Consider the following 25,081-nt stretch of genomic DNA (forward strand, 5'->3'; position numbering starts at 1 on the left):
CCATGACACAAGCCGCCATGCGATGGGCGCGACCGCCCCACGCTGGAAAGATATGGATCGGAATGCGTTGCCTCGGCCATAGTGGAGGGCAAACAACGACCGGAGGATCGCCGATGACTGCCAGCCCCGTGCTGTGGACCCTTGACGAGCGTGGGGTTGCGACCGTCACGTTGAACCGGCCGGAGGTCAACAACGCCTATGACGGCGCGCTGATCGCGGGCGTGCTCGCGGCGATGGACGATCTCGGCAAGAAGCCCAACTTGCGCGTCGTCGTACTCAGGGGCAACGGCAAGCATTTCCAGGCCGGCGCCGACCTCAAATGGATCAACGGCGTGCGGCCGCAATCGGCCGAGGCGAACGAGGCGGCCTCGCGCGCGACCTTCGAGGCCGTGCAACGGCTGAACACGCTGCCGATCCCGACGGTGGCGCTGGTGCAGGGCGGCTGTTTCGGCGGCGGCACCGGCGTGATCGCGGCTTGCGACATCGTGATCGCCGCGGACAACGCCCTGTTCTCGATCACCGAGGTGCGCTGGGGCCTGACGGCGGCGATCATCATCCCGCAGCTCTGCGACGCCATCGGCGTGCGGCAGGTCCGCCGCTATGCGCTGACCGGCGAACGCTTCGGTGCCGAAGATGCCCGCCGCATCGGTCTGGTCCACGAGGTGGTGCCGCTCGCCGAACTCGAAGCTGCCGGCGCCAAGGTGGTCGGGCAGCTGCTCGCCAACGGGCCGGATGCGATGGCCGAAACCAAGCGTCTCGCGCTGGAGAGCTCGTTCGGCGGCATGGCGGTGGACGATGCCGCATACACGCGGCTCGTGCACCTGCATTCGCTCAAGCGCCAGAGCGCGGAAGCGGCGGAAGGGCTGGCCTCGTTCGCGGAGAAGCGGGCGGGGAATTGGGGCGGCGGGAAAGGCTGAGCGTCAGCAGCCGCGGCAGATGTTGTTGATGCTGCGATAGACGGCATCGTCATCCTGTCGCATCTGGCGCAGCGTGTCGAGCGCCTGGCCGTCATTGGCGGGGGCAACGGGCTTGCGCTTCGCCGCGAGTTCGTCCTCCTGCCGCTTGTAGCAGGCTTCGCGCTCGGCCTTGGCCTGGATGAAGCGGCAGCTTTGCTCCACGGCCGCGGCGGAAGAGGTTGAGATCGCGAAGGCGGCGAGGGCGGGCAGGGCGAATTTCAGGACTGTCGAATTCATGGCGGTCCTTCTCTCAGGTTCGTTGATCGAGAGCAATTGCCAATTTGTTACGACGGCGTGTAGCCCGGATGAGCGAAGCGATATCCGGGAATGCCGCGAGAAGTCCCGCATGTCGCTTCGCTCATGCGGGCTACGGCTGTCATCTTGACGATGAGGCAAGGTCTACAGCGACGGCGCGAGTGACGCTTTCAACAGTGTCAGCAGCGCCTGCACCGCGGCGGCGTTGCGCCGCCGCTCGGGGATTGCGGCCTTCACCCACAATTCCGGAATCGGAAAGTCGCGCAGCACCGGCTTGAGCGTGCCGTCCCGCAACGCGTCCGCGACGAGGTAATGCGAGAGCAGCGCGATCCCGTTGCCGGCGATGGCGCTGCGCGCCAGCACGTGTCCCTCGTTGGAGGAGAGCAGCGGGCTGACCTGGATGCTGATGCGGCCTCGCGGTCCGTCAAAAATCCATTCCGGGCCGGTCGGCAGAAAGCTGAGGCAGCGATGCTCGACGAGATCGCGCGGGTGCTTTGGCGTGCCGTGTTTCTTCAGATAGGCGGGTGAGGCGCACAGCAGCCGCTTCAGCGCGCAGAGCGGCTCGTCGACCACGCCGCCGAACGAATGCGGGAAGGCGCCGATGGCGATGTCGAATCCTTCGGTGACGGGATCGACCGGGCGATCGATCAGCACGATGTCGAGTTTCAGCTTCGGGTTCTGGGTCTGGAACGCGCTGAAAGCGTCCGCGAGCCGAGCCACGGTCAGCGAGGTCGGCGCCTTGATGCGTAGGTGATCGACGAGATCGTGGCCCTTCTCGCCCATGCGCGAGAGCAGGTCGGTGGCATCGGTCACCACGCCGCGTGCGCGATGCACATAGCGCTGTCCGGCCTCGGTCAGCCGCAACTGCCGGGTCGAGCGATGAAACAGCGGTGTGCCGATGCGCGTCTCCAGCTGCGTGACGCGCTTGGCCACGACCGAAGTCGAAACGTTGAGCTTTCGCGCGGCGGCTGAAAAGCCGGCCGCATCCGCGGTGGCAAGGAAGGCCTGGAGGTTCACGAGAATATCCATCTCGACCTTTCTCGATTCGCGACAACTGATCGCGTATTTTGGTGGATTGTAGCGTCTCTCGCATTAATTCATAGTCGAACCCAAGCAAGAGATTTTGGGAAGGAACGCGCCATGCGGGCCATGACGATCGAAGAACCGGCACGACAGGTGCCGCTCTATGGCGAATATGAAGTCGTCGTGCTCGGCGGCGGCCCGGCCGGCATCGTCGCCGCGGCGTCAGCGGCGCGCGCGGGGCGAAAGACGCTTCTGATCGAGCGCTACGGCTTCCTCGGCGGCATGGGCACCGCTGCCGGTGTCACCAATTTCTGCGGCCTGCATGGCAATGTCCATGGCGAGCATCGGCGGCTGGTGCAGGGCATGGCGTCCGAGCTCTTGGCGCGGATCGATCGGTTGGGCGGCCTGAACACGCCGCATCTGATCCTCGGCAAGGTCTTTGCCCAGGCCTATGACACCGCGGCCTACAAGATCGCGGCCGACCAACTGCTGGCGAGCCACAATGTGCATATCCTCTTCCACGCGCTCGGCGCGGGCGTGGTGATGAATGGCGATCGCGGCATCGACGCGCTGATGGTCGAGACCAAAGCCGGCCGGCAGGCGGTGCGATCGGAGATCTTCATCGACTGCTCCGGCGACGGCGACCTCGCGGTCTGGGCCGGTGCGCCGTTCGAGATCGGCGATGAGCACGGCCATCCGATGTATCCCTCGATGATGCTCCGGCTCAACGGTATCGACCCTGACAGGGCCGGCGAGGCCTGGCGCACCATTCCGCAATTGATGGAAAAGGCGCTTGCCGCCGGCACCCACACATTCCCGCGCAAAAGCGCCATCGTGCGACCGCAGAAATCCGGCATCGAGTGGCGGGTGAACTTCACGCAAGTGGCGCGCGAGGACGGCCACGCCATCAACGGCGTCGAGCCCGACGATCTCACCCGCGGCGAGATCGAGGGCCGCAAGCAGGCGCTCGCGGCGTTCGAGTTCCTGCGCACCGTGCCGGGCTTCGAAAAATCCTACATCGTGGACCTGCCGCCGCAGCTCGGCATCCGCGAGACCCGCCGCATCAGGGGCGGCTACCAGCTCAGTGGCGAGGACGTGCTCGGCTGCGCCTCCTTCGAGGACTCCATCGGCGTCAATGGCTGGCCGATCGAGGCTCACGTTCCCGGCGACGTCGTCTTCACTTTTCCGCCGATCCCGGAATCCCGCGGCTATAACGAGCTGCCGTATCGGATGCTGGTGCCCGAAGGTGTCGACAATCTGCTGGTCGCCGGCCGTTGCGCCTCGATGACCCATGAGGGCCAATCTGCGGCGCGGGTCTCCGGTGCCTGTTTCGTGATGGGGGAGGCGGCCGGTTCCGCCGCCGCGCTGGCGCTCTCCGGAAACCGGATTCCACGCGACATCCCCATTGAAAAGTTGCAGGAAACGTTGAAACAACAGGGCGCCTTCATCGGACGGGACCAGCCGGTGCCCGAAGGCCTGTAACGGACTGCAAGATAAACGACGGCGGAGGAAGCAGGATGATCGGAATTGCGCGGCTTGCGGCAGCCAGTCTCTTGGCGATCGCGGCGATGGGGACGGCCCACGCCGAGGATGCGCTGAAGGCCAGGATCGGCGTGCTTCGCCTGTCGTCCTCCGCGCCGGTCTTCATCGCGCAGGACAAGGGCTATTTTCGCGAGGCAGGCCTTGAGGTCGAGCTGAAATTCTTCGACGCGGCGCAGCCGATCGCGGTCGCCACGACCTCGGGCGATGTCGATTTCGGCATCACGGCCTTCACCGCCGGCCTCTACAATCTCGCCGGCAAGGGCGTGCTGAAGGTGATCGGCGGCATGAGCCGCGAGAAGGCCGGCTATCCCCTGATCGGCTATTTTGCCAGCAACAACGCCTACGCGGCCGGATTGAAGACGCCGAAGGACCTCGCGGGCAAACGCGTGGCGATGACGCAGGTCGGCTCCTCCTTCCACTATTCGCTCGGACTGCTCGCCGACAAATACGGCTTCAAGCTCGCGGACGTGAAGATCGTGCCGCTGCAATCGCTGTCCAATGCCGCCGCCGCGCTGAAGGGCGAGACCGTCGATGCGGCCCTGCTGCCGATCTCGACGGCGCGAAAGCTCACGGATGAAGGCGGCGCGAAATTCCTGGGCTGGGTCGGCGACGAGACGCCGTGGCAGCTGGGTGCGGTGTTCGCCTCGCCGAAGACGCTGACCAACAAGGCGCTGGTGACGAAGCTGCTCGGCGCCCTGGCGAAGGCCGACCGCGAATATCACGACGTCATCCTCGCCGCGATGAAGGACGGTGTTGCGCCGATCAACGGGCAGACGAAACCGCTGCTGGAGATCATCGCAAAGTACACCAACCTCCCGGTCGAGCAGGTGGTCGGCAATTGCGCCTATATCGATCCCGACGGCAAGCTCGACGTGAAGAACGTCGACAACCAGATCAAATGGCTGCAGGAGCAGGGCTTCGTCGACAAGGGTTTTGACGCGACCGCGATCGTCGCGAAGGACTATGTGAAGGCGGATTGATGCGACGCGCACCACTCTCTCCCCGTCACCCTGAGGTGCCTGTCTTGCGGCTTGCCGCAAGACAGGCCTCGAAGGGCGAGCGGTCCGGATGCGGCGGGGCCGCCCATCCTTCGAGGCTCGACTTGCGGCAAGCCGCAAGCCGAGCACCTCAGGATGACGAATCGAGAGTTGAAGGTGCCGCGTGGACCTGATCGCCAACCACATCTCCCACCGCTTCGGGGACCTCGCCGTGCTCGACGACGTCTCGTTCACCGTCAGCGCGGGCGAGGTGGTGGCGATTGTCGGGCCCTCCGGCTGCGGCAAGAGCACGCTGCTGTCGATCCTCGGCGGGCTGTTGCAGCCGACATCCGGCGCGCCCGAGCTGCGCGGCGCACCGCCGGCGGGCAGCCTCAATCCGCTCACCTTCGTGTTCCAGGATTTCGCGCTGCTGCCCTGGGCGACGGTCGAGGAGAATGTCGAGTTTCCGCTGCTTCATGCGCAACTCTCCGCAACCCAGCGCCGCGCGCTGGTCGAGGACGCCCTCCGTCGCACCGGGCTGACCGATTTTCGCAAGACCTATCCCAAGCAGCTCTCCGGCGGCATGCGCCAGCGCGTCGGCATCTCGCGCGCGCTTGCGGTGAAGCCGGCCATTCTGCTGATGGACGAGCCGCTGTCGGCGCTGGATTCGCAAACCCGTGAGCTGCTGATGGAGGACTTCATCCGCCTGCTCGCCGACGGCGGCATGGGCGCGGTCTATGTCACCCATAATCTCGAAGAGGCGGCGCGGCTCGCCGACCGCATCGTGGTGCTGTCGCGGCGCCCGGGGCGCATTCGCGAGGTCGTGACCGTGCCGCTGTCGCGCGCCGAACGTGGCGAGTCGGTGGCGCGTGAAAGGCTGCTGGCGCTGCAGAACCAGATCTGGTCGCTGATCCGCAACGAGGCGATCGATGCCGAGCGCGAGGTCCAGCATGCTTGATCGCTCGGCGACTGACATTGCGAAGGACGGAGCGACGCGGCGCGTGCGGTTTCGAGGCGCCGGCTTCGTGCCCGCGAGCAGTCGCTATGGCGGCTGGCTCGCGCTCGCCCTGGTGATCGCGCTCTGGCAGGCGGCGGGCAGCACCGGCCTTGTCAATCCGCTGTTCCTGCCGGCGCCGTCAGCGATCGTGCGGGCGATCTACCAGCTCGCGATCTCAGGCGCGCTCTGGCAGCATCTCTCGGCGTCGCTGCTGCGCATCGGCGTCGGCTGGCTGCTCGGCACCGCAGCCGGTGTGGTGGTCGGCTTTGCCATCGGCCTGTCGCGGCTGGCGCGGAGTGTCGGCATCACCTTCATTTCAGCGCTGTTCCCGATCCCGAAGATCGCGCTGCTGCCGCTGCTCATCCTCTGGCTCGGCATCGGCGAAGAGCCGAAGATCGCGACCATTGCGCTCGGGGTGTTCTTCTCCACGGCGATCTCGGTCTACAGCGGCGTCGACGCCGTGCCGCGTAACCTGATCCGCATGGCACAGAGTTTCAACGTTCCCTTCGCGACCATCGTGCGCAAGGTGATCTGGCCGGGCGCGCTGCCGGCGATCCTCGCCGGCTTCCGCATCACGGCCTCCGTGGCGCTGCTCCTCGTCGTCAGCGCCGAGATGATCGGCGCGCAATACGGCATCGGTGCCTTCGTGCTGCAGGCCGGAAACCTGATGCAGACGGACCAGCTCCTCGCAGGCGTGGTGATCCTGTCGGTGTTCGGGTTGGCGGTCGGCAAGGTGATCAATCTTCTCGAAATCAGGCTGTTGCACTGGCGTTAGCCGCAATCACCGCTGCCGTAGGGTGGGCAAAGCGCAAGCGTGCCCACCATTCCTTCATGAGACGCGAAGACGTGGGCACGGCGCTTTGCGCCTTTGCCCACCCTACGAGACCCTCACGCATTCCCGCGATCTTCCCTGAATAGATCCAGCTTCTGCTGCACCGGGCGATCCGAGAAGCTGAACAGCACGGCATCCTCGTCCGCCTCGTGCGTCACCCATTGCCAGCTCGGCACCACGAACAGATCGCGCGGGCCCCATTCGAACACGGCGTCGCCGATCCGGCTGCGGCCACGGCCTTCGATCGGGCAGAACACGGTGGCGTCGGTCGAACGATAGCGCGCGGTCTTGAATCCTTTGGGCAAGAGCTGGATGAAGGTGCCGATGGTCGGCATCGCGAAGTCGCCGGTCTCGGGGTTGCTGAATTTCAGCTTCAGCCCGTGGCAGGCGTCCCACTCCTGGCTGGTGCGGGCCTTCTCCAGCGCTTCGCGCGTATAGGCGTAGGGATAACTGAAGATCGGCGAGGTCTTCGAACTCCGCTTGACGTCGACCGGCAGCAGATTGTGGCCGTAGCGCGCAAAGCTGTCGCCGACAGGCTTCGTGATCTTCTGCTGGTCGTCCTTCGAGCCTTCCGCAAAGGAGCAGTCGAAAAACTGCACCAGGGGAATGTCGAGGCCGTCGAGCCAGAACATCGGCTGATCGGTCTCGTTGGAATGATCGTGCCAGGTCATCGACGGCGTGATGATGAAGTCGCCTGGCTCCATCGCGGTGCGCTCGCCGTCCACCGCGGTATGGGCGCCCTTGCCCTCGAGCACGAAGCGCAGCGCAGACTGGCTGTGCCGGTGGGCGGGCGCGACGTCGCCGGGCACCACCATCTGCACGCCGGCATAGAGCGAGGTCGTGATTTTCGATTGCCCGCGCAGGCCGGGATTTTCCAGCACCAGCACGCGCCGCTCGGCTTCCTTGGCCGTGATCAGTCGGCCTGCCTCCGTCATGTAGTCGCGGATGACGTCGAATTTCCAGAGGTGCGGCCGGCAGGCGCTCTTCGGTTCCGGCGTGATCAGGTCGCTCATCACCGTCCACAGCGCGGTGAGATTCTCGCCGTCGATCTTCTTGTAGAAGGCCTCGCGTTCCGGCGTCTTGGTCACGGCTTCCATGGCGGCGCTCCCGTTCGTTTTGTTGATTGACAGTATACTGACGATCTAGGTAGCGTCAATGTGACGAACAATAGCGAAAAGGGAGGGTTTCGATGAAGCTGCACGGCTATTTCCGCTCCAGCGCCGCCTATCGGGTGCGGATCGCGCTGAACCTGAAGGGTCTCGGGGCCGAGCATCTGCCGCATCATTTGCGCAAGGGCGAGCAATGCGCGCCCGCCTATCTCGCCATCAACCCGCAAGGCCTTGTACCGGCGCTGGAAAACGGCGGTGCGGTGCTGACGCAATCGGTCGCGATCATCGAGTGGCTCGACGAGACCCACCCCAACCCGCCGCTGCTGCCGAAGGATCCGCTGCGGCGCGCCAAGGTGAGGGCGTTCGCGCTGGCGATCGCCTGCGACACCCATCCAGTGCAAAACCTGAAAGTGCTGGCGCGGCTGCGCGAGATCGGGCTGGCCGAAGAGAAGGTCCAGGACTGGGCGGCGTGGGTCAACCGCGAGGGACTGTCGGCCTGCGAGACGCTGATCAGGGACGAGCCCGGGCCGTTCTGCTTCGGCGATGCGCCGACGCTGGCCGATCTCTGCCTGGTGCCGCAGCTCGCCAATGCCCGTCGTTTCGGCGTCGATGTCTCGGCCTATCCGCGCCTGCTCGCGGCGGAAGCTGCTGCCAAGGTAATCGCCGCGTTTGCCGATGCCGCACCGGAGAAGCAGCCCGATGCCGAGTAAGGCTTCTCCACCCATCACGATCGACGCGGTCTATGCCGCGCCGGGCTATCTGTTCCGGCGCATGCAGCAGATCGCGGTCTCGATCTTCATGGAGGAGTGCAAGGCATTCGATCTCACACCGGTGCAATATGCAGCGCTGATCGCGATCCACACCCATCCCGGCATCGACGCGACACGGCTGTCGGCGGTGATCGCCTTCGACCGCTCCACGCTCGGCAGCGTGATCGAACGTCTCCAGGCCAAGGACTATGTCGAACGCAAGCCGGCCCCCGAGGACAAGCGGATCAAGCTGCTCCATCTGACCAGATCGGGCGCCGCGATCCTGCGCGAGATCATCCCCGCGGTCGAACGCGCCCAGGCGCGCATGCTGGAGCCGCTCAAGCCCGCCGACCGCAAGACGTTGATGGGGCTGATGTCGCAGCTCGTCGATCTCAACAACGAGGCGTCACGTGTGCCGCTGCGGGCCGAGGACGCGCTGGAGCATCTGGGGAAGACGGGGTGAGGGAGGTGAGGAAGGCGCCGCTGTTGCAAGAATTGTGGTGTCATTCCCCGCGGAGGCGGGGAATCCAGTACGCTGCGGCCTGTCAGTTCAATCACAACTGTCTCGGAGTACTGGATCGCCCGCCTTCGCGGGCGATGACCGCGGTTGTGTGGCGGCGTGAGTTGCGCTACTCGCCGCGGCCGTCCTTACATCCGCAGCAACGCCTGTCGATCGATCTTCCCCGTGCCCGTCTTCGGCAGTTCGTCGGTGAAGATCACTTCGCGCGGATATTTGTAGGGCAGGAGCTTGCCCTTGACGTAATCCTGTAACCGCCGCGTCGCATCGTTGTGGTCGATCGCGCGGCTGTTCATCACCACCACCGCCTTCAGCGTCATCCGGCGGTCCGGCAGTTCGGCGGCGAATACCGCGCATTCGCGGATGTCGGGGTGGTCGGCAAGGCACAGCTCGACTTCGAGCGGGTAGACCCACTGTCCCGAGATCTTGATGAGATCGTCGGCGCGGCCGCGGAAGAAGTGGAAGCCGTCGGCATCGCGGATGAAGCGGTCGCCGGTGTAGATCCAGCCGCCTTCGCGAATGGTCTCGGCAGACTTTTCGGGCCGGTTCCAGTACAGCGGCGTGTTGGAATCGCCGCGCACCCACAAGATGCCTTCCTCGTTGTCGCCGACGTTGCGACCATCCTTGTCGCGCAGCGCCAACTCATAGCCGGGCACGCGCAGGCCGGCGGCGCCGAGCTTCTTCTGCTCGGGCCTGTTGGAGAGATAGATGTGCAGCACCTCGGTCGAGCCGAGGCCCTCGACGATCTCCAGGTCCGTGAGCGTCTTCCAGCCGTTGAAGACCTCCGCCGACAGCACTTCCGCAGCCGAAAGCGACATGCGCAGCGACGAGAAATCGGTCTTGTTCGCCCCCTCGGCCTTGGTCAAGGACGTGTAGAGCGTCGGCAGACCGAAGAAGACCGTCGGCTTGTACTGTTCGATCGCCGAGAAGATCGTGGCGGGCTTCGGCTGGCCCGGCAGCAGCAGCGTTGCGGCACCGGCTGAGAACGGGAAGGTGACGGAGTTGCCGAAGCCGTAGGCGAAGAAGATCTTCGGCACGGAGAAGCAGATGTCATCGGGCGTCAGCTTCAGCACGTTCTGCGCAAAGGCGAGCTCACTATAGGCCATGTCGTGCTGGAGATGCACGATGCCCTTGGGGCGGCCGGTCGAGCCGGACGAGTACATCCAGAACGCCATCTCGTTGCGATGGGTGTCCGCTTCCGCCAGATCGGCCGGGAATTGCGCGAGCCAATCCGCCGCCGCAAACGCGCTCGGCGCGGCGTGATTGCCCGCCTCTCCATTGACGACGATCAGCGTCCGCAGGCGCGTGTCCTTGCAAGACTCTGCATTGAAGCGGCCACAGAACTCGGCCTCCGCCACCGCAATCTCAGCTCCGGAATCGGCGAGATAGAATTGCAGCAGGTCCGGCGGCGTCAGCGTGTTGATCAGCAGCGGCACGAAGCCGGCGCGCACCGCGCCGAAGAACGCGGCCGGGTAGGCCGGTGTGTCGTCGAGAAACAGCAGCACACGGTCGCCGCGCTTCAGGCCGAGTGACGCAAAGCCGTTGCCCCAGCGGCAAGCCTCGTCGCAGAGCTCGGCATAGGTCCGCGTGCCGGCCGGACCCATGAGCGCGATCCTGTCGCCACGGCCCTTGGCAAGATTGTCGAACAGCACGCGGCTGGCGTTGTAAGTTTCAGGAACGGCAAAGCCGATCTCGCGCGCGCCCCCGCTGTCGGCGGGCACCTGGTCGAAAATCTGGTTGCTCATGCCTCGTCTCCGCCGTTCCTGGCGGCCTCGTAACGCGCCATGAAGCCCGGCGACATGTGGCGCAGGCGTGCATCGTCGATGCGGCCGGAGCGAGTGATGTAGCTATAGGCGAAGTCCATCAGGCCCTGCTGCATGTGCTGGGCAAATTGCTCGTACCAGAAGGCGCTGGTGCGCGCCGCGTTGACCAGTTTCTGCACCACGGGCTTCCGCGCTGCCTGATAGCGGTGCAGCGCGGTCGCAAGATGTGCATCCGATTCCAGTGCCTTGACCAGCGCAATAGCGTCCTCGATCGCGAGTCGGGTGCCCGAGCCGATCGAGAAATGCGCGGAATGCAGGGCATCGCCGATCAGCACCATGTTCTTGAACGACCAGTGCTCGTTCCAGACCCAGGGAAAGTTGCGCCAGACCGATTTGTTGGAGACGAGGCAATGGCCGCCGAGCGTGTCGGCAAACACCTCTTCGCAGACGCCCTTGGATTGCTCGACGTCCTTGTAGGCGAAACCATAGGCCTGCCAGGTCGCGTGGTCGCATTCGACCAGGAAGGTGCTCATGGCCGGCGAGTAGCGGTAGTGATGCGCGTTGAAGGCGCCGCGATCGGTCTTCACGAAGGTCTGCGACAGCGTGTCGAACCGCTTCGAGGTGCCGTACCAGACGAACTTGTTGGAGGAGTAGGACAGCGAGGTGCCGAAATCACCTTCGAAGGTGCGGCGCACCAGCGAGTTCAAGCCGTCCGCGGCGACGATCAGATCATATCCGTTGAGCTGGTCGACGGCCTGAATCTGCGTATCGAAGCGCGGCGTGACGCCGACGTCGAGCGCGCGCTGCTGCAGGAACCGCAGCAGCTCGAGCCGCCCGATCGAGGAGAAGCCGACCCCGTCGATGGCGACGCTGTCGCCGCCGAGGCTCAGCGTGATGTTCTCCCAGCTCTCCATGTGCGGCGCGATCGCGTCGACCGTCTCGGGGTCGTCGGCGCGCAGGAATTCCAGCGCCTGGTCGGAGAACACGACGCCAAAGCCCCAGGTCGCGTCGGCCGGGTTCTGCTCGAACAGGTCGACCTGATCCTCGGGATGACGCCTCTTCCAGAGATAGGCGAAGTAGAGCCCACCGGGCCCCCCGCCAATCACGGCGATCCGCAAATTCTGCCTCCCTAATTGACAGTATACTTACTATCTAGGGGTAGACTAATGTGCTCCAGCGGCCCGCGCCAGTGGAATTATCGGTCGAGCGCAGGCGCGCCGACCGCATCTTCGGATACGCTTGCGCGTGTCCGAAACCGTCAGATCCGAATCATAGCCAAACCGCGCCGGCTTGGCCATCCTGCCGTCAGACGCAGCGCTTTACGTAGACCCCGTTCACCAGGACCCTGGTGCAGCGGACCACCGGAACCGGCTTGCGGACCACGACGGCCGCGTTCGGCCCGGCGCAGCCGGCGCGATAGACCCCGCGCGCGCACACCACCGCATTGGCGTCGGTGGCCTCGAACGTCATGGTGGTGCCGAAGGCGAGGAGGGCAGAGGCGATGAGCAGCAATGCACGCATGTCTTTCTCCCGGTTTGTCGCAATTGAAATCGGATACGGTAAAAGGCTTGTCGCAGCAGGCGCGCGAGACATCATGACGCGCGACGCAAGGTGTGTCGATGCGCGCCGCCTATCGCACAGTAAAGGGCGCCAGCACGTCCCTGCAGGCGGGTGACAGCGAGGCGGCATTGCTGGCAACGCATTGGATGATCCGGCCGCCACCTGGCGTCACGCTGCCGCACAGCGTGCGGACGTCCTCGCGGCATGCGGACTGGACGATGAACAGCTCTTCGCGTGGCCGCAGCGGCCGCAACACGAGCACGGTGGGCGCTGCGGCAGGCGCTGCTGCTGCACCGGCCGCCGGCGTGGCTGTCGTTACTGCGCCGCCGGATGCCGCGCTCAGCGCACTCTGGCAGGACGGTGAGACCTTGGCCTTGTTCTTCTCCAGGCAGTCGAGCGCGGGGGCGCCGCCCGTCGGCACGCCGGCGCATACTTTGGGGTAGTCGCCACGACATGCACTCTTGATAGCAGCAACCTGCGCGCTGCTCGGCTGCTTGGCCGCCGCGGCTTTCGGCGCCGGTGCAGTTGCCGGCTTTGCCACGGGAGCGGGTTCAGCTTTCGGCGCCGCAGGCGCGGCCTTGGGAGCAGCTTCGGCCTTCGGCGCGGCCGGAGCGGTTTCGGTCTTCGCTGCGGGGGGAGCCGGTTCGGCCTTCGGCGCGGCGGGAGCAGCTTCAGTCTTCGGAGCGGCCGCAGGCTCGACCGCGCGAACCGCGGTCTGGCATCCGCCCGACAGGCTCGACATGTTCTTCTTCAGGCATTGATAGGCTTCGACGCCGCCGGGCGTCACGCTGGCGCAGTGCGCCATGAAGTCCGAGCGGCATGCGGAGCGGATGGCGCTCTTCTGGGCGTCGGTCGGCGCTTGCGCGAATGCGCCTGTTGCAGTTGCGAAGAGCGTTGCCGCCAGCACCGCCGCGCGCGTTGACGCATGTTTCAACGTGTTGAACATCTGAGTGAATTTCTGCCCTGTCGGTAACGCCGAAGCCTTGTCAAAAGTGATGCAAACAATCGTCGCGCGTGGTGGCGCGTGAAGCGGCATCTTTGGCCGCTTCTGCTTCTGCCGCAAGTCAATATTGCCCGCGCAATTGCGATGTAACGACGTCGCTAGAGCCTGACCATCCGCTTGCCGCGATTCTCGCCCGCAAGCAATCCGATCAGCGCCTTCGGCGTGTTCTCCAGGCCGTCGATGATGTCTTCCTGCACCTTCAGTCTGCCGGATCTGACCCAGCCCTGCAGCTCGGCGAGCGCGCGCTGGCTCTCCTTCATGTAATCCATCACGATGAAGCCCTGCATCACCAGCCGCTTCACCACGATCAGACCCGGCACGCCGCGCGGACCGTGAGCGGAAGGCGCGCCGTCATATTGCGAGATCGCGCCGCAGCAGGCGATGCGGCCGTAATTGTTCATCTGCGGCAGGCAGGCCTCCAGAATGTTGCCGCCGACATTGTCGAAATAGACGTCGATGCCCTCAGGCGCCGCGGCGCGGAGCGCCTTGAAGACCGCGCCGTCCTTGTAGTCGACGGCGGCATCGAAGCCGAGCTCGGAGGTCAGCCAGTTGCATTTATCTGCGCCGCCGGCGATGCCGATCACGCGGCACCCCTTGATCCTGGCGATCTGGCCGACGATCGAGCCGACCGAGCCCGCAGCCGCGGAAACGACGACGGTCTCGCCCTCCCGGGGTTTGCCGATCTCCAGCAGGCCGAAATAAGCCGTGAGGCCGGCGATGCCGAACACGCTGAGCAGATGCGTCATCGGCTCGAGCTTCGGCATCTTGGTGAGATGCTTTGCCGGCACCGCGGCAAACTCCTGCCAGCCGGTGTCACCGAACACGATGTCGCCCGCCGCAAGCCCTTCTGCCTTCGAGCTGACGACCTCGGCGATGGCGCCGCCGGCCATCACGCTGTTCGCTTCGACGGCGGAGCGATAGGTCGCGCCATGCATCCAGGCCCGGTTGGCGGCGTCGAGCGAAATGTATCGCACGCGCAGCAGGGCTTCGCCGTCGTTTGGCGCCGGCACTGTGCCTTCCACCATCTTGAAATGTTCGGGGCCAAGCTTGCCGCTGGGCTTTTCGACCAGCAAGATCTGGCGATTGACGTTGCCGCTCATGGCGTTTCCCTCTTTGATCGTCTTGACGATTATTGAAGCAGCCGCCGCAAACAAAACGTGCAGGCCGCGTGCGTTGTGCGCTGCATGAAGGCTAGAGCGCGGCGCTTCATTTCACAACGGGAACATCCTGAAAACGCGATCACACGCAAAGCGTGTTGCGTGGCTGTGATATCTGCGACATCATGAAGCGCCGGTGTACGTAGGGGTAAGCGATGTCGAACAGGTTTACGCAATACATTCTGGCGGCGATGGTGCTCGGGATCGTCATGGGGGCGGCGATCTACAACTTCCTGCCGGATACCCGCGGCGAGTGGGCCTCTGCCATCAACCTGATCGCCATGATGTTCCTGCGCCTGATCAAGATGATCATCGCGCCGCTGGTGTTCGCGACCCTGGTCGGCGGCATCGCCCATATGGGATCGGGCTCCAAGCTCGGCCGCATCTTCGCCAAGACCATGGGTTGGTTCATCAGCGCCTCCTTCATTTCGCTGCTGCTGGGCCTCATCATGGTCAATCTGCTGCAGCCCGGCGCGAATTTCCCCGGCACGCTGCCTGCGGCGGGCCAATCGACCGGCCTGCCGGTCTCGGCCTTCTCGATCGAGAAGTTCCTGACCCATCTGATCCCGACCTCGATCGCGGACGCGATGGCGCAAAACGAGATCCTGCAGATCGTGATCTTTGCGGTGTTCTTCTCGGTGGCAATGGGCGCAATGCCCGAGCGGTCAAAGCCGATCCTGGCGCTGATCGACGACATCGGCCACATCATGCTCAAGGTGACGAGCTACGTGATGCTGTTCGCCCCGCTCGCGGTGTGGGCCGCCATCACCGCGACGGTGGCCAAGAACGGCCTCGCCGTGCTCTGGAAGCTCGTCGTCTTCATGGGCGGCTTCTATCTCTCGCTGATGATCCTGTGGGCCATCCTGGTCGTCGTCGGCTTCATCGTGATCGGGCCGCGCTACAGCCATCTCTTGAAGCTGATCCGCGAACCCCTGATGATCGCGTTCTCCACCGCAAGCTCGGAGGCGGCGTATCCGAAGACGCTGGAGGGGCTCAACCGCTTCGGCGCCTCGTCGCGGATATCGAGCTTCGTGCTGCCGCTCGGTTATTCCTTCAACCTCGACGGCACGATGATGTACTGCACCTTCGCCAGTATCTTCATCGCGCAGAGCTACCACATCGACATGCCGCTCGGCACCCAGCTCGCGATGCTGGCGACGCTGATGATCACCTCGAAGGGCGTCGCCGGCGTGCCGCGCGCCTCGCTGGTCGTGATCGCCTCGACGCTGTCGCAGTTCAACATCCCCGAGGCCGGCCTGTTGATGATCATGGGCATCGACACCTTCCTCGACATGGGCCGCAGCGCCACCAACGTGATCGGCAACACGCTGGCGACCTCGGTCGTGGCCAAGTGGGAAGGCGAGCTCGGGCCGGAGCATGCGATTGGCCCCGGCGACGCCGTGCCTGATGACATGATTCCCGGCGAGGTGCCCGCGATGGCCGGCCATGGATAGGAGCGAACCATGGGCCAGATATCGGCGAGGTCACTGACCTCAGGCGGCTTGCTCCTTGCGGCATCGTTGCTCGCGACCTCCTTGTTCGCCACCTCGGCGTTCGCCCAGACCGGCGGCGAAGGGCTCAGCCCGACGCTGGCGGCCGTCAAGACAGCGCACACCGTGCGGCTCGGCTATCGCGAGAGCTCGCCGCCGTTCTCCTTCCTCGACCCGTCAGGCCGTCCGATCGGCTACAGCCTCGAGCTCTGCGAGGCCATCGTCGAGGAGATCGGCGTCGAGGTCGACGATCCCAGTTTGAAAATCGACTACGTCAAGGTCACCTCGGATGACCGCATCGACGCCGTGCTCCAGAACAAGATCGACCTGGAATGCGGCTCGACCACCGCCAATGCCGAGCGCGGCAAGCGCGTCGCGTTCTCGCCGCTGATGTTCGTCGCCGGCACTAAGCTGATGGTGCCGAAAGCATCCAGCGTCCAGGCGCTGGCCGATCTGAAGGGCAAGACCATCGTGGTGACGAAAGGCACCACGAACGAGCAGGCGATCCAGGCGGCGGACAAGAAATTCTCGCTGGGCCTCAAGATCGTCACCTCTCCCGACCACGAGCAATCCTACCAGATGCTCGCCGACGGCAAGGCCGATGCGTTCGCGACCGACGACATCCTGCTCTCCGGCCTGATCGCGCGTCACAAGGCGCAGGACAAGTTTCGCGTCACCGGCGATTATTTGTCCTACGACCCCTACGGCATCATGTTCAAAAAGGGCGAGCCGCAGCTCGCGGCCGTGGTCGAGCGCGCCTTCCGCAAGCTCGGCTCCAACCGCGACCTGGTCCCGCTCTACAACAAATGGTTCACCGCACGGCTTCCCACCGGCGAACGTCTGAACGTTCCGATCTCGCTGCAGCTGGAAGAGGCGTTCAAGGCGATGGACGATTCAGCGGGGGCGAGTAATTGAGCGGCGGCTGTTCGTCGAAGAGTCGGCGGTGTAAATCCCGTCATCCTGAGGTGCGAGGCCCGCGATGCGAATGCATCGCGGGAAGAGCCTCGAAGGATGTGCGGCCGCGCTGTTGCAGCCGGGCTGTCGCCCTTCGAGGTTCGCCGAAGAGGCGAGCACCTCAGGGTGACGAAGATAGATCAGCGCTCTGATTGAACCTCCCCAAACACCCGATCCAGCGCCGCGTCATACGCTGCCTGCACCAGTTGCGGATACAGCTTCCCCAGCGCCTCCATCATCACGCCGGAGTTGATCTCGAGCACGCGCCACTCGCCATCGACGCGCACCACGTCGATCGACGCGAAGGCGATGCCGATGGCGCGCGCGGCATCGGCCGCGAGCTTGACGCAGGCCGCTCGAACTTCGCCGTCCTCCAGCAACACCGGCTTGGCGCCGGCATCGAGATTATGCCGCCAATCCGTGCCGCGCTGTTTGCTGTAGACGACGAGTGGCAGGCCATCGAGCAGCACGACGCGGACCTCGTCCTCGATCGCCACATAGGGCGAGATGACGAGCCCCGTGCTCATCGAAAACACCTCGCCGGCCGCGTGGTCGAGCTCCGCCTCCGTCGTCGCCTTGAACACCGCGCGCCCCGACGTTCCCTCGTTCGGCTTCACCACCACGCCTTGAAGATTTTCGTGAAGCAGCGCGATCATCGCCTGACGCCAGCCGGCGCCAACGACCTTCTCGCCAAGCTTCGGGTTGAGAAAGAGATGATGCGGAATGCAGGGCACGCCGTCCAGCGCCAGCGCCTCTGATGTCGCCGATTTGTCGTTGGCGAGGCGGTGGGCGATGGCGCTGTTGAGGCCGATGTCGTAGCCGAAGGCGAAGCGCCGCTCGTCGCCGCGGCGCATCGCGATCAGCCAGCCACCGGCGCGGACCTCGACCGCGATGCCATGCTCCGCGCCATAGCGCCTGATCGCCTGGACGAAGATTCGCTCGTCGCTTGTCGCCATACGCGTCTGTCGGGTTTCAGGCGTTCCTGGCGCTAAAAGCCGCAAAAATGCGGGAATCGGCGCCAAACCGAGGTGAAAGTCAGAGCTATTCTTAATGAAATTATCGCGAGCGCGACGGAAATTAAGTGCTGCATTCGAACGCCGCAGGGAAAAGAAATTGCCCGCCGCGCGCGCCCGGCAGCAAATTCATTAACAATATGACCAATTCCGCCGCAAATGCCGATTTGACCGGCATCAATTGCATCTGGAACGAGGTTGATTATTGGTCTCAATCGCGTAGATCACACACGCGAAATCCTCCGCCATGGCAATGGTGTCCGCCCGGTTTACAGGGCCGGGCAACGCTTTTGCCCTAAAACCGCAATTATTCGGAATATCGAAAATCATGAGCGCGTTTTACCGAGAGAAGGTTCTTTCCGTCCAGCACTGGACCGACACGCTGTTCAGCTTCCGCGCCACGCGCGATACCGGCTTCCGTTTCCAGAACGGCCAGTTCGCGATGATCGGCCTCGAGATCGACGGCCGTCCGCTGCTGCGCGCCTACAGCATGGCGAGCGCCAACCACGAGGAAGAGCTCGAGTTCTTCTCGATCAAGGTGCAGGACGGCCCGCTGACCTCGCGCCTGCAGAAGATCAAGGAAGGCGACACCATCCTGGTCGGCCGCAAGGCGACCGGTACGCTGATCACCGACAATCTGCTTCCCGGCAAGCGGCTGATGCTGCTCTCGACCGGGACCGGCCTCGCGCCGTTCGCGAGCCTGATCAAGGACCCCGAGGTCTATGACCAGTTCGAGTCCATCGTGCTGGTGCACGGCTGCCGCCAGGTCTCCGAGCTCGCCTATGGCGAGAAGCTGGTCGCTTCCTTGCGCGAAGACGAACTGTTCGGCGAACTGCTCGCGGACAAGCTGATCTACTACCCGACCGTGACCCGCGAGCCGTTCAGGAATCGCGGCCGCATCACCGACCTCATCAACTCCGAGCAGATCTTCAACGATATCGGGCAATCGCCCCTCGACATCGCCACCGACCGCATCATGATGTGCGGCAGCCCGGGCATGCTCGAAGAGCTGAAGGTGATGTTCGAAGGCCGCGACTTCATCGAAGGCAGCGGCAACAAGCCCGGCCATTTCGTGATCGAGAAGGCGTTCGTCGAGCGGTAAGCATCGCTGTCCCGCTCGCGCGGGACGGCTTCGCCGCACACTCTCTCGTCGTCCCGGACAAGCGCGCCTCGAGCGCGCGCCGATCCGGGATTCACACTCCCAGGACGTGGTTGGGCGAAGACCAGCCGTTCGGTATTGCCACCAACTGCGACCGATATATCACGCGGTCTGGATTCCGGGTCTGCGCTTACGCTTGCCCGGGACGACACCGTTCGTGTGTGGCGACAGCTGATCCTTCCTCCCCGCCTCTTTGCTGCACCGCACCCCACCCATCGGGCTGATTGATTTATCCCGGCCGAATTCGCTAGCCTGAAACAAGGGCCGCGTCATATCCGTATGACAGGCGAAGGCGTATCGTACCGCCTCATGCTGGCGAGAGGATGGGAATCGTGGCCGACGACACCAAGACGCAGGACTCCTCCCAACACGCGTCCCACAAGCGCCTGCCGCTGGCGGAGGAGGGGATCATGGAAACCCTGCTACTGCCATTCTCGCCGCGCTTCATCGTGCTGACGATCTGCGCGGTCGTCACCGCGCTCCTGATCGGCATCGGCATCGCCGACCGCAAGATCTTCGACATCCTGCTGGTGCCGATCCTGATCTTCGGCGCGCTGACGCTGCTCGGTGTCCGCGATCTCTTGCAGAAGAGCCACGCGGTGCTGCGCAACTATCCGATTTCGGCGCATATCCGCTTCCTGCTCGAAGAGATCCGCCCCGAGATGCGGCAATATTTCTTCGAGAGCGAGAAGGACGGCATGCCGTTCTCGCGCGACACCCGCGCGGTGGTCTACCAGCGCGCCAAGATGGAGCTCGACAAGCGTCCGTTCGGCACCCAGGAGGACGTCTACCGCGAGGGCTACGAGTGGATGCATCACTCGGTGTCGCCGAAGACGCATGCCGAGGAGAAGTTCCGCATCAGCATCGGCGGGCCCGACTGCAAGAAGCCCTATTCGGCCTCGGTGTTCAACATTTCCGCGATGAGCTTTGGCGCGCTCAGCCCCAACGCCGTGCGCGCGCTCAATGCCGGCGCGAAGAAGGGCGGTTTCGCGCACGACACCGGCGAAGGCGGCGTCAGCCCCTATCATCGCGAGATGGGCGGCGACATCATCTGGGAAATCGGCTCAGGTTATTTCGGCTGCCGTCATCTCGACGGCACCTTCGATCCCGAGGCGTTCGCGCGCGTCGCCGGCGACGACCAGATCAAGATGGTCGAGCTCAAGGTCAGTCAGGGCGCCAAGCCGGGTCATGGCGGCGTGCTGCCGGCGGCGAAGGTCTCCGAGGAGATCTCCAAGATCCGCGGCGTCGCGATGGGCGAGGACTGCATCTCGCCGGCCTCGCACCGCGCGTTCTCGACCCCTGTCGGCATGATGCAGTTCATCGCCGAGATGCGGCGACTGTCCGGCGGCAAGCCGACCGGCTTCAAGCTGTGCATCGGCCATCCCTGGGAATTCCTGGCGATCTGCAAGGCGATGCTCCAGACCGGCATCTATCCCGATTTCATCGTCGTCGACGGCAACGAAGGCGGCACCGGCGCGGCGCCGCTGGAATTCATGGATCATCTGGGCACGCCGATGCGCGAGGGCGTCAATTTCGTCCACAACGCGCTGATCGGGATCAATGCGCGCGACCGCATCAAAATCGGTGCGTCCGGCAAGATCGCGACCGCCTTCGACATGGCCCGCGCCATGGCGATCGGTGCCGACTATTGCAACTCGGCGCGCGGCTTCATGTTCTCGCTCGGCTGCATCCAGTCGTTGAGCTGCCACACCGACCGCTGCCCGACCGGAGTGGCGACACAGGACCCGACACGTGCGCGAGCGCTTTACGTGCCGCTCAAGATCGACCGCGTGCACAATTATCACCACGCGACGCTGCATTCGCTGACCGAGCTGATCGCCGCGGCGGGCCTCGAGCATCCGCAGCAGCTGCGCCCGATTCACTTCAGCCAACGGACGTCCACGACGCAGGTCCAATCCTTCGCGCGGCTCTATCCGGCGCTGCGTCCTGGCGAACTGCTCGAAGGCACCGAAGACCCGCGCTTCCGCGAGGCCTGGCGGATGGCGCAGACCGACACGTTCCAGCCGGCGCTGTAGGGAGGCGTCCACCGCATGATACCGCCGCGTCTTGCGGCGGCACAAATCATCGCGAGCGCACCGTGTCTTAATGTCTGTGTCAGCTTCGGGTGTAGATTGTCCCTATGGACGAGCGACGCGACAAAGCCAGACACCGTGTGCTGAAGTCCGGAACGATCGAGTTCGGCGGCGGCGCGATCGACTGCACCGTCCGCAATTTCTCGGACACCGGCGCGGCGCTCGACGTCACCAGCCCGGTCGGAATTCCCGAACGTTTCACCCTGTTCATCCCGGCCGACGGAACGCATCTGGCCTGCACCGTGGTCTGGCGCAAGGAGAAGCGGATCGGCGTGAAGTTCGGGTGAGGATGAGTTGGTGCGTGCATAAGCGCGCTCGAACTACCCCGTCTCGACCTCACTCAACCGGCTCGCCAGAATCTTGTCGATCCGCCGCCCGTCGAGATCGACCACCTCGATGTGCCAGCCGCCGAAGTCGAAGGCGTCGCCGGTATCGGGCAGCATGTTGAACTGCTGCAGCACCAGGCCCGCCACCGTATTGTAGCGGTGCGGCGGCAATTCGACACCGAGCAATTCGCCGAATTCGTCGACCGGCATCCAGCCGGCGATCAGGAGCGAATCGTCGGCACGCCTCACAAAGGCCGGCTCCGGCGGTCCCTCCTCCGAATGGAACGCGCCGACGATCGATTCGAGGATGTCGGCGGCCGTCACCATGCCTTCAAAGCCGCCGTATTCGTCGTAGACGAAACCGACATGAACCGGTGCGGCCTTCAGGATGGTCACCACGTCGCGCGCGTCTGCCGACGCCGGGATGCCGGGCGCCTCGCGCACGAGCGCGCGCAGATCCGGCGTCCGTTCGCTCATATAGGCGACCAGCAGGTCCTTGGCCTGGAGCACGCCGATCGGCTTGTCGCGGTCGCCGTCGGAGACGGGAAAGCGCGAATGCGGGCTCTTGGCGATGATCTCCTGGATGGCAGCGGGATCGTCGTTCAGGTCGATCTCGTCGACCTCCGTGCGCGGCGTCATCACCGCGCCGACCGGCCGGTCGCCGAGCCGCATCACGCCGGCGATCATCTCCTTCTCACCGGGTTCGAGCACGCCTGCGCTCTCGGCCTCGTTGACGAGGTGATGGATCTCGTCCTCCGAGACCTTCTCCTCCGCCTTGCCGCCGCGGCCGAGCATGGTGAGGATCAGCTTGCCCGAAAGATCCAGCAGAAAGACCAGCGGCAGCGAGACCTTCGAAAGCACGTGCATGGCGGGCGCGACCCTGACCGCGATGCTTTCGGGGTCGCGCAGCGCCACCTGTTTCGGCACCAGCTCGCCGACGATCAGGGTGGCGTAGGTGATGAGCGTGACGACGATGCCGACGCCGACGATGTCGGCAATGCCTGCGGACAGGCCGAACTCGAGCAGCCATTGCGTCAGCCGCTGCCCGAGCGTCGCGCCGGAGAACGCGCCGGAGAGCACGCCGACCAGTGTAATGCCGATCTGCACCGTCGAGAGGAATTTGCCGGGATCGGCGGCCAGCGTCAGCGCCCGCTCGGCGCCGCGCACGCCCTTGGCGGCGAGCAGCGACAGCCGCGCCGGGCGGGACGAAACCACGGCCAGCTCCGACATGGACAGGAGGCCGTTGATGACGATCAGGACGACGACGATGATGAGTTCGACCGAGAGCATTGACATTCCGAGGTAAGCTAGTGTGGCCAAAAGGCCGCGCAGGCTCTTGATATAGGTATTCGGCGAGGAAGTGCTGGCATTTCTGCGCGTTTGTCGCCCAAGGAACCGCGTGCGGTAGCGTTCCAGGGCCCTCCCGCGACAACCTGGCGCTCCGCGGAACTACGGACCGTTGCTTAACGCCCTCTTAGTGGCCGGCGACTAGGTTTTCGACATTGCAGAAATGTATTCAGGGGACCCAGGATGCGCATCGGGAAACTTTTCGCGCTGTCGATGCTGACGGTGACAGTTTTCGCAGTCATCCTCGGCGCCGAGGTGCTGATACCTCAGACGCGCATCTTCACGAACCGCTCCGACGCGATCAAGACCGTCGATGCCTTTGGTGCCATGCTGACGGTCAGCCAGCACGTCGCCGGACTTCGTGCGCCCTACATCTCTCCCATCTTCCAGGAGGGCGTTGCGACGCAGGCTCAGAGCGAAGCTGCCGGGAAGGCTGCGAAGGCGGCCGATGCCGGCTTCGAGGCCGCCCGGCGCGCCATCACCGCACTCGATGGCAGCGCAGCTATGGTCGAAACCCTGGATCGCGCCGCCCGTCGGCTCAAGGACGTCTATACGGCGGCAGATCGCGCGATGAGCGTGCCCCTGGCGCAGCGCGACGGCGCCGTGGTCAAGGGCTTCCTGCCCGGTGTTGCCGAGGTCATCAGCAATATCGAGCCCATCATGAACCGGCTCGAGGGACAGGTCGTCAATGCCGATTCCTCGCTCGCGGCGTTTCTGGGCCTGGCACGGACGGCGCAGGATCTGCGCGTCTCGGCCGGCAGCCGCGCCGCCACGCTGTCGCCGGCGCTGTCGGCACGCCGTCCGCTGGTGGCGGCCGAATTCTCGCTGATGGATCGCATGCAGGGACGTGTGGAAGCGGACCGCGAGCGTATCGAAGCCGGCATGGAAATGCTCGGCAATCCGCCCCGGATTGCCACCGCGCTGAAGGCGGCGACGGAGTCCTATTTTGGCAAAGCCGCGCTGGTCGTCGAAAAGGAGATGCCTGCGGCGAGGGGTGACGGCAAGTACGGTGTCAACGCCGATGAGCTGGCGAAGGTCATCGTGCCGGCCATCCAGATGTTCTACGGCGTACGCGATGCCGCATTGGCCGAAGCGGCCGACCGTGCCTCGGCGGCGCGCGACGGCGCCCTGGCGATGCTCGCGCTCGCTGCCGTGGTGGTGCTGGCGCTGCTCGGGACGCTCGGTGGCGTGACCATGATGCTGCGCAGGCGTGTGGTGACGCCGCTCGGCCGGCTCGCGGACGTGATTGGAACGCTCGCCGCCGGACAGCACGAGGTCGAGATCCCCGCGACGGGCCGCAATGACGAGATCGGCCAGGTCGCGGGCTCGCTGCAGCACTTCAAGGATTCTCTGCTCGCCAAGAAGGCCGCCGACGAGGCGGCCGCGGTCGAAGCCGAGGCGAAGCTCCGGCGCAGCCAGCGCATGGACCAGATCGCGCGCGAATTCGAAGCCATGATCGGCGACGTCATCAACACGGTGTCATCGGCCTCGTCGGAGCTGGAAGTGTCCGCGGGAACGCTGACGAGCACCGCCGACCAGTCGGAGAAGGTCACCGCAACCGTTGCGGCCGCCTCCGAACAGGCCTCCACCAACGTGCAGACCGTCGCTTCGGCGGCCGAGGAGATGGCCTCGTCGGTCGACGAGATCAGCCGGCAGGTGCAGGACTCCGCGCGCATCGCCGGCGAGGCGGTCCAACAGGCCGGGCGGACCAACGACCATGTCGGGGAGCTCGCCAAGGCCGCGGGGCGGATCGGCGACGTCGTCGAGCTCATCAGCCAGATCGCGGGCCAGACCAATCTTCTGGCTCTCAATGCCACCATCGAGGCGGCGCGCGCCGGCGAGGCCGGGCGCGGCTTCGCCGTCGTCGCCTCCGAGGTCAAGGCACTGGCCGAGCAGACCGCCAAGGCCACCGGCGAGATCAGCCAGCAGATCACGGGTATTCAAAGCGCCACGGAGCAGTCCGTCGGCGCCATCAAGGCGATCGGCGACACCATCACCCGCATGTCCGAGATCGCCTCCGCCATCGCCTCGGCGGTCGAGGAGCAGGGCGCGGCGACGCGGGAGATTTCACGCAACGTGCAGCAGGCCGCGCGCGGCACCCAGCAGGTTTCCGCCAGCATCGTCGACGTGCAGCGCGGCGCCAGCCAGACCGGCTCGGCGTCCTCCAATGTGCTGGCGTCTGCAAGGTCATTGTCGGGCGAGAGCAGCCGTCTCAAGACCGAGGTCGGAAAATTCCTGGACGCAATCCGCGCGGCCTGA

Annotated in this window: 23 protein-coding genes; 13 read left to right on the forward strand and 10 right to left on the reverse strand. The window is 64.9% G+C overall.

Going from position 1 to position 25,081, the window contains the following annotated elements; all coding sequences use genetic code 11:
• Positions 1-113: 113 nt before the first annotated feature.
• Entirely contained in the window at positions 114-917 is an 804-nt protein-coding gene (locus tag CIT40_RS03585) for an enoyl-CoA hydratase-related protein (RefSeq protein WP_094890875.1), read from the forward strand.
• Between the two features lie 3 nt (positions 918-920).
• On the opposite strand, the gene CIT40_RS03590 is transcribed toward CIT40_RS03585, so the two are convergent.
• Positions 921-1,193 carry a hypothetical protein gene (locus CIT40_RS03590; protein ID WP_094890874.1) on the reverse strand — a complete coding sequence of 91 codons (273 nt, stop codon included), beginning with the start codon at positions 1,191-1,193 and terminating at the stop codon, positions 921-923.
• A gap of 162 nt (positions 1,194-1,355) precedes the next feature.
• The gene (locus CIT40_RS03595; protein WP_094890873.1) at positions 1,356-2,240 is read right to left on the reverse strand and encodes a LysR family transcriptional regulator; all 885 of its coding nucleotides are present in this window, start codon (positions 2,238-2,240) and stop codon (positions 1,356-1,358) included.
• Between the two features lie 111 nt (positions 2,241-2,351).
• Between CIT40_RS03595 and CIT40_RS03600 the strand changes: the two genes are divergently transcribed.
• The 4 genes from CIT40_RS03600 (at position 2,352) to CIT40_RS03615 (ending at position 6,525) form a co-directional block, all read left to right on the forward strand.
• Positions 2,352-3,716 carry an FAD-dependent oxidoreductase gene (locus CIT40_RS03600; RefSeq protein ID WP_094890872.1) on the forward strand — a complete coding sequence of 455 codons (1,365 nt, stop codon included), beginning with the start codon at positions 2,352-2,354 and terminating at the stop codon, positions 3,714-3,716.
• 35 nt (positions 3,717-3,751) lie between these two features.
• Positions 3,752-4,756 carry an ABC transporter substrate-binding protein gene (locus tag CIT40_RS03605; protein WP_094890871.1) on the forward strand — a complete coding sequence of 335 codons (1,005 nt, stop codon included), beginning with the start codon at positions 3,752-3,754 and terminating at the stop codon, positions 4,754-4,756.
• Between the two features lie 181 nt (positions 4,757-4,937).
• A complete protein-coding gene (locus CIT40_RS03610) occupies positions 4,938-5,711 on the forward strand; it encodes an ABC transporter ATP-binding protein (RefSeq protein WP_094890870.1) in 774 nt (257 codons plus the stop codon).
• Positions 5,704-6,525 (forward strand): ABC transporter permease, encoded by an 822-nt coding sequence (locus CIT40_RS03615; protein ID WP_162307334.1) that lies wholly within the window; start codon positions 5,704-5,706, stop codon positions 6,523-6,525. Before CIT40_RS03610 ends, CIT40_RS03615 begins: the two co-directional genes overlap by 8 nt.
• A gap of 113 nt (positions 6,526-6,638) precedes the next feature.
• Here the strand turns inward: CIT40_RS03615 and gtdA are convergent, their stop codons facing one another.
• Complete coding sequence (gtdA, locus tag CIT40_RS03620; protein WP_094890868.1) at positions 6,639-7,679, reverse strand: gentisate 1,2-dioxygenase; 1,041 nt, start codon at positions 7,677-7,679, stop codon at positions 6,639-6,641.
• Positions 7,680-7,771: 92 nt separating this feature from the next.
• Between gtdA and maiA the strand changes: the two genes are divergently transcribed.
• Positions 7,772-8,401, forward strand: a complete 630-nt coding sequence (maiA, locus tag CIT40_RS03625) for a maleylacetoacetate isomerase (RefSeq protein ID WP_094890867.1) — start codon at positions 7,772-7,774, stop codon at positions 8,399-8,401.
• Entirely contained in the window at positions 8,391-8,903 is a 513-nt protein-coding gene (locus CIT40_RS03630) for a MarR family winged helix-turn-helix transcriptional regulator (protein WP_162307335.1), read from the forward strand. Before maiA ends, CIT40_RS03630 begins: the two co-directional genes overlap by 11 nt.
• A gap of 185 nt (positions 8,904-9,088) precedes the next feature.
• Here CIT40_RS03630 and CIT40_RS03635 read toward each other — a convergent pair whose 3' ends face one another.
• The 5 genes from CIT40_RS03635 to CIT40_RS03655 all read right to left on the reverse strand — a co-directional run bounded on the left by CIT40_RS03635 (position 9,089) and on the right by CIT40_RS03655 (position 14,383).
• Positions 9,089-10,702: a benzoate-CoA ligase family protein gene (locus CIT40_RS03635; protein WP_094890865.1), complete on the reverse strand. Its 1,614-nt coding sequence runs from the start codon at positions 10,700-10,702 to the stop codon at positions 9,089-9,091.
• Entirely contained in the window at positions 10,699-11,838 is a 1,140-nt protein-coding gene (locus CIT40_RS03640) for an FAD-dependent monooxygenase (RefSeq protein ID WP_162307336.1), read from the reverse strand. The genes CIT40_RS03635 and CIT40_RS03640 overlap by 4 nt, the downstream gene beginning before the upstream one ends.
• Before the next feature lie 187 nt (positions 11,839-12,025).
• The gene (locus tag CIT40_RS03645) at positions 12,026-12,241 is read right to left on the reverse strand and encodes a hypothetical protein (protein WP_094890864.1); all 216 of its coding nucleotides are present in this window, start codon (positions 12,239-12,241) and stop codon (positions 12,026-12,028) included.
• A 109-nt stretch (positions 12,242-12,350) separates the two neighbouring features.
• Positions 12,351-13,226 (reverse strand): cysteine rich repeat-containing protein, encoded by an 876-nt coding sequence (locus CIT40_RS03650; RefSeq protein WP_094890863.1) that lies wholly within the window; start codon positions 13,224-13,226, stop codon positions 12,351-12,353.
• A 155-nt stretch (positions 13,227-13,381) separates the two neighbouring features.
• Positions 13,382-14,383, reverse strand: a complete 1,002-nt coding sequence (locus CIT40_RS03655; RefSeq protein WP_094890862.1) for an NADP-dependent oxidoreductase — start codon at positions 14,381-14,383, stop codon at positions 13,382-13,384.
• A 212-nt stretch (positions 14,384-14,595) separates the two neighbouring features.
• On the opposite strand from CIT40_RS03655, the gene CIT40_RS03660 reads away from it, so the two are divergent.
• Both CIT40_RS03660 and CIT40_RS03665 read left to right on the forward strand, forming a co-directional pair.
• A complete protein-coding gene (locus CIT40_RS03660) occupies positions 14,596-15,894 on the forward strand; it encodes a dicarboxylate/amino acid:cation symporter (RefSeq protein ID WP_094890861.1) in 1,299 nt (432 codons plus the stop codon).
• A gap of 9 nt (positions 15,895-15,903) precedes the next feature.
• Positions 15,904-16,845: an amino acid ABC transporter substrate-binding protein gene (locus CIT40_RS03665; RefSeq protein WP_094890860.1), complete on the forward strand. Its 942-nt coding sequence runs from the start codon at positions 15,904-15,906 to the stop codon at positions 16,843-16,845.
• Between the two features lie 179 nt (positions 16,846-17,024).
• Here the strand turns inward: CIT40_RS03665 and CIT40_RS03670 are convergent, their stop codons facing one another.
• Positions 17,025-17,840 (reverse strand): ATP-grasp domain-containing protein, encoded by an 816-nt coding sequence (locus tag CIT40_RS03670; protein ID WP_094890859.1) that lies wholly within the window; start codon positions 17,838-17,840, stop codon positions 17,025-17,027.
• A gap of 385 nt (positions 17,841-18,225) precedes the next feature.
• Between CIT40_RS03670 and CIT40_RS03675 the strand changes: the two genes are divergently transcribed.
• From CIT40_RS03675 to CIT40_RS03685, 3 genes are all read left to right on the forward strand, one after another.
• Positions 18,226-18,999, forward strand: coding sequence for a ferredoxin--NADP reductase (locus tag CIT40_RS03675; RefSeq protein WP_091959787.1), 774 nt, complete (start codon positions 18,226-18,228; stop codon positions 18,997-18,999).
• Positions 19,000-19,379: 380 nt separating this feature from the next.
• Positions 19,380-21,092 carry an FMN-binding glutamate synthase family protein gene (locus tag CIT40_RS03680; protein ID WP_193550901.1) on the forward strand — a complete coding sequence of 571 codons (1,713 nt, stop codon included), beginning with the start codon at positions 19,380-19,382 and terminating at the stop codon, positions 21,090-21,092.
• Between the two features lie 104 nt (positions 21,093-21,196).
• Positions 21,197-21,436, forward strand: coding sequence for a PilZ domain-containing protein (locus tag CIT40_RS03685; protein ID WP_094890858.1), 240 nt, complete (start codon positions 21,197-21,199; stop codon positions 21,434-21,436).
• Positions 21,437-21,469: 33 nt separating this feature from the next.
• Here the strand turns inward: CIT40_RS03685 and CIT40_RS03690 are convergent, their stop codons facing one another.
• Positions 21,470-22,765, reverse strand: coding sequence for a hemolysin family protein (locus CIT40_RS03690; protein ID WP_094890857.1), 1,296 nt, complete (start codon positions 22,763-22,765; stop codon positions 21,470-21,472).
• 240 nt (positions 22,766-23,005) lie between these two features.
• Between CIT40_RS03690 and CIT40_RS03695 the strand changes: the two genes are divergently transcribed.
• On the forward strand, positions 23,006-25,081 hold the full coding sequence (locus CIT40_RS03695) for a methyl-accepting chemotaxis protein (RefSeq protein ID WP_094890856.1): 2,076 nt from the start codon (positions 23,006-23,008) through the stop codon (positions 25,079-25,081).

It is taken from the genome of Bradyrhizobium amphicarpaeae, assembly GCF_002266435.3.
Lineage (GTDB): Bacteria > Pseudomonadota > Alphaproteobacteria > Rhizobiales > Xanthobacteraceae > Bradyrhizobium > Bradyrhizobium amphicarpaeae.

What these genes read in the sequence shown, in the direction of transcription:
- CIT40_RS03585 (WP_094890875.1), top strand. Translation starts at nt 114, where the DNA reads ATGACTGCCAGCCCCGTGCTGTGGACCCTTGACGAGCGTGGGGTTGCG.
- CIT40_RS03590 (WP_094890874.1), bottom strand. Translation starts at nt 1,193, where the DNA reads ATGAATTCGACAGTCCTGAAATTCGCCCTGCCCGCCCTCGCCGCCTTC.
- CIT40_RS03595 (WP_094890873.1), bottom strand. Translation starts at nt 2,240, where the DNA reads ATGGATATTCTCGTGAACCTCCAGGCCTTCCTTGCCACCGCGGATGCG.
- CIT40_RS03600 (WP_094890872.1), top strand. Translation starts at nt 2,352, where the DNA reads ATGCGGGCCATGACGATCGAAGAACCGGCACGACAGGTGCCGCTCTAT.
- CIT40_RS03605 (WP_094890871.1), top strand. Translation starts at nt 3,752, where the DNA reads ATGATCGGAATTGCGCGGCTTGCGGCAGCCAGTCTCTTGGCGATCGCG.
- CIT40_RS03615 (WP_162307334.1), top strand. Translation starts at nt 5,704, where the DNA reads ATGCTTGATCGCTCGGCGACTGACATTGCGAAGGACGGAGCGACGCGG.
- gtdA (WP_094890868.1), bottom strand. Translation starts at nt 7,679, where the DNA reads ATGGAAGCCGTGACCAAGACGCCGGAACGCGAGGCCTTCTACAAGAAG.
- maiA (WP_094890867.1), top strand. Translation starts at nt 7,772, where the DNA reads ATGAAGCTGCACGGCTATTTCCGCTCCAGCGCCGCCTATCGGGTGCGG.
- CIT40_RS03630 (WP_162307335.1), top strand. Translation starts at nt 8,391, where the DNA reads ATGCCGAGTAAGGCTTCTCCACCCATCACGATCGACGCGGTCTATGCC.
- CIT40_RS03635 (WP_094890865.1), bottom strand. Translation starts at nt 10,702, where the DNA reads ATGAGCAACCAGATTTTCGACCAGGTGCCCGCCGACAGCGGGGGCGCG.
- CIT40_RS03645 (WP_094890864.1), bottom strand. Translation starts at nt 12,241, where the DNA reads ATGCGTGCATTGCTGCTCATCGCCTCTGCCCTCCTCGCCTTCGGCACC.
- CIT40_RS03650 (WP_094890863.1), bottom strand. Translation starts at nt 13,226, where the DNA reads ATGTTCAACACGTTGAAACATGCGTCAACGCGCGCGGCGGTGCTGGCG.
- CIT40_RS03655 (WP_094890862.1), bottom strand. Translation starts at nt 14,383, where the DNA reads ATGAGCGGCAACGTCAATCGCCAGATCTTGCTGGTCGAAAAGCCCAGC.
- CIT40_RS03660 (WP_094890861.1), top strand. Translation starts at nt 14,596, where the DNA reads ATGTCGAACAGGTTTACGCAATACATTCTGGCGGCGATGGTGCTCGGG.
- CIT40_RS03665 (WP_094890860.1), top strand. Translation starts at nt 15,904, where the DNA reads ATGGGCCAGATATCGGCGAGGTCACTGACCTCAGGCGGCTTGCTCCTT.
- CIT40_RS03670 (WP_094890859.1), bottom strand. Translation starts at nt 17,840, where the DNA reads ATGGCGACAAGCGACGAGCGAATCTTCGTCCAGGCGATCAGGCGCTAT.
- CIT40_RS03675 (WP_091959787.1), top strand. Translation starts at nt 18,226, where the DNA reads ATGAGCGCGTTTTACCGAGAGAAGGTTCTTTCCGTCCAGCACTGGACC.
- CIT40_RS03680 (WP_193550901.1), top strand. Translation starts at nt 19,380, where the DNA reads ATGGGAATCGTGGCCGACGACACCAAGACGCAGGACTCCTCCCAACAC.
- CIT40_RS03685 (WP_094890858.1), top strand. Translation starts at nt 21,197, where the DNA reads ATGGACGAGCGACGCGACAAAGCCAGACACCGTGTGCTGAAGTCCGGA.
- CIT40_RS03690 (WP_094890857.1), bottom strand. Translation starts at nt 22,765, where the DNA reads ATGCTCTCGGTCGAACTCATCATCGTCGTCGTCCTGATCGTCATCAAC.
- CIT40_RS03695 (WP_094890856.1), top strand. Translation starts at nt 23,006, where the DNA reads ATGCGCATCGGGAAACTTTTCGCGCTGTCGATGCTGACGGTGACAGTT.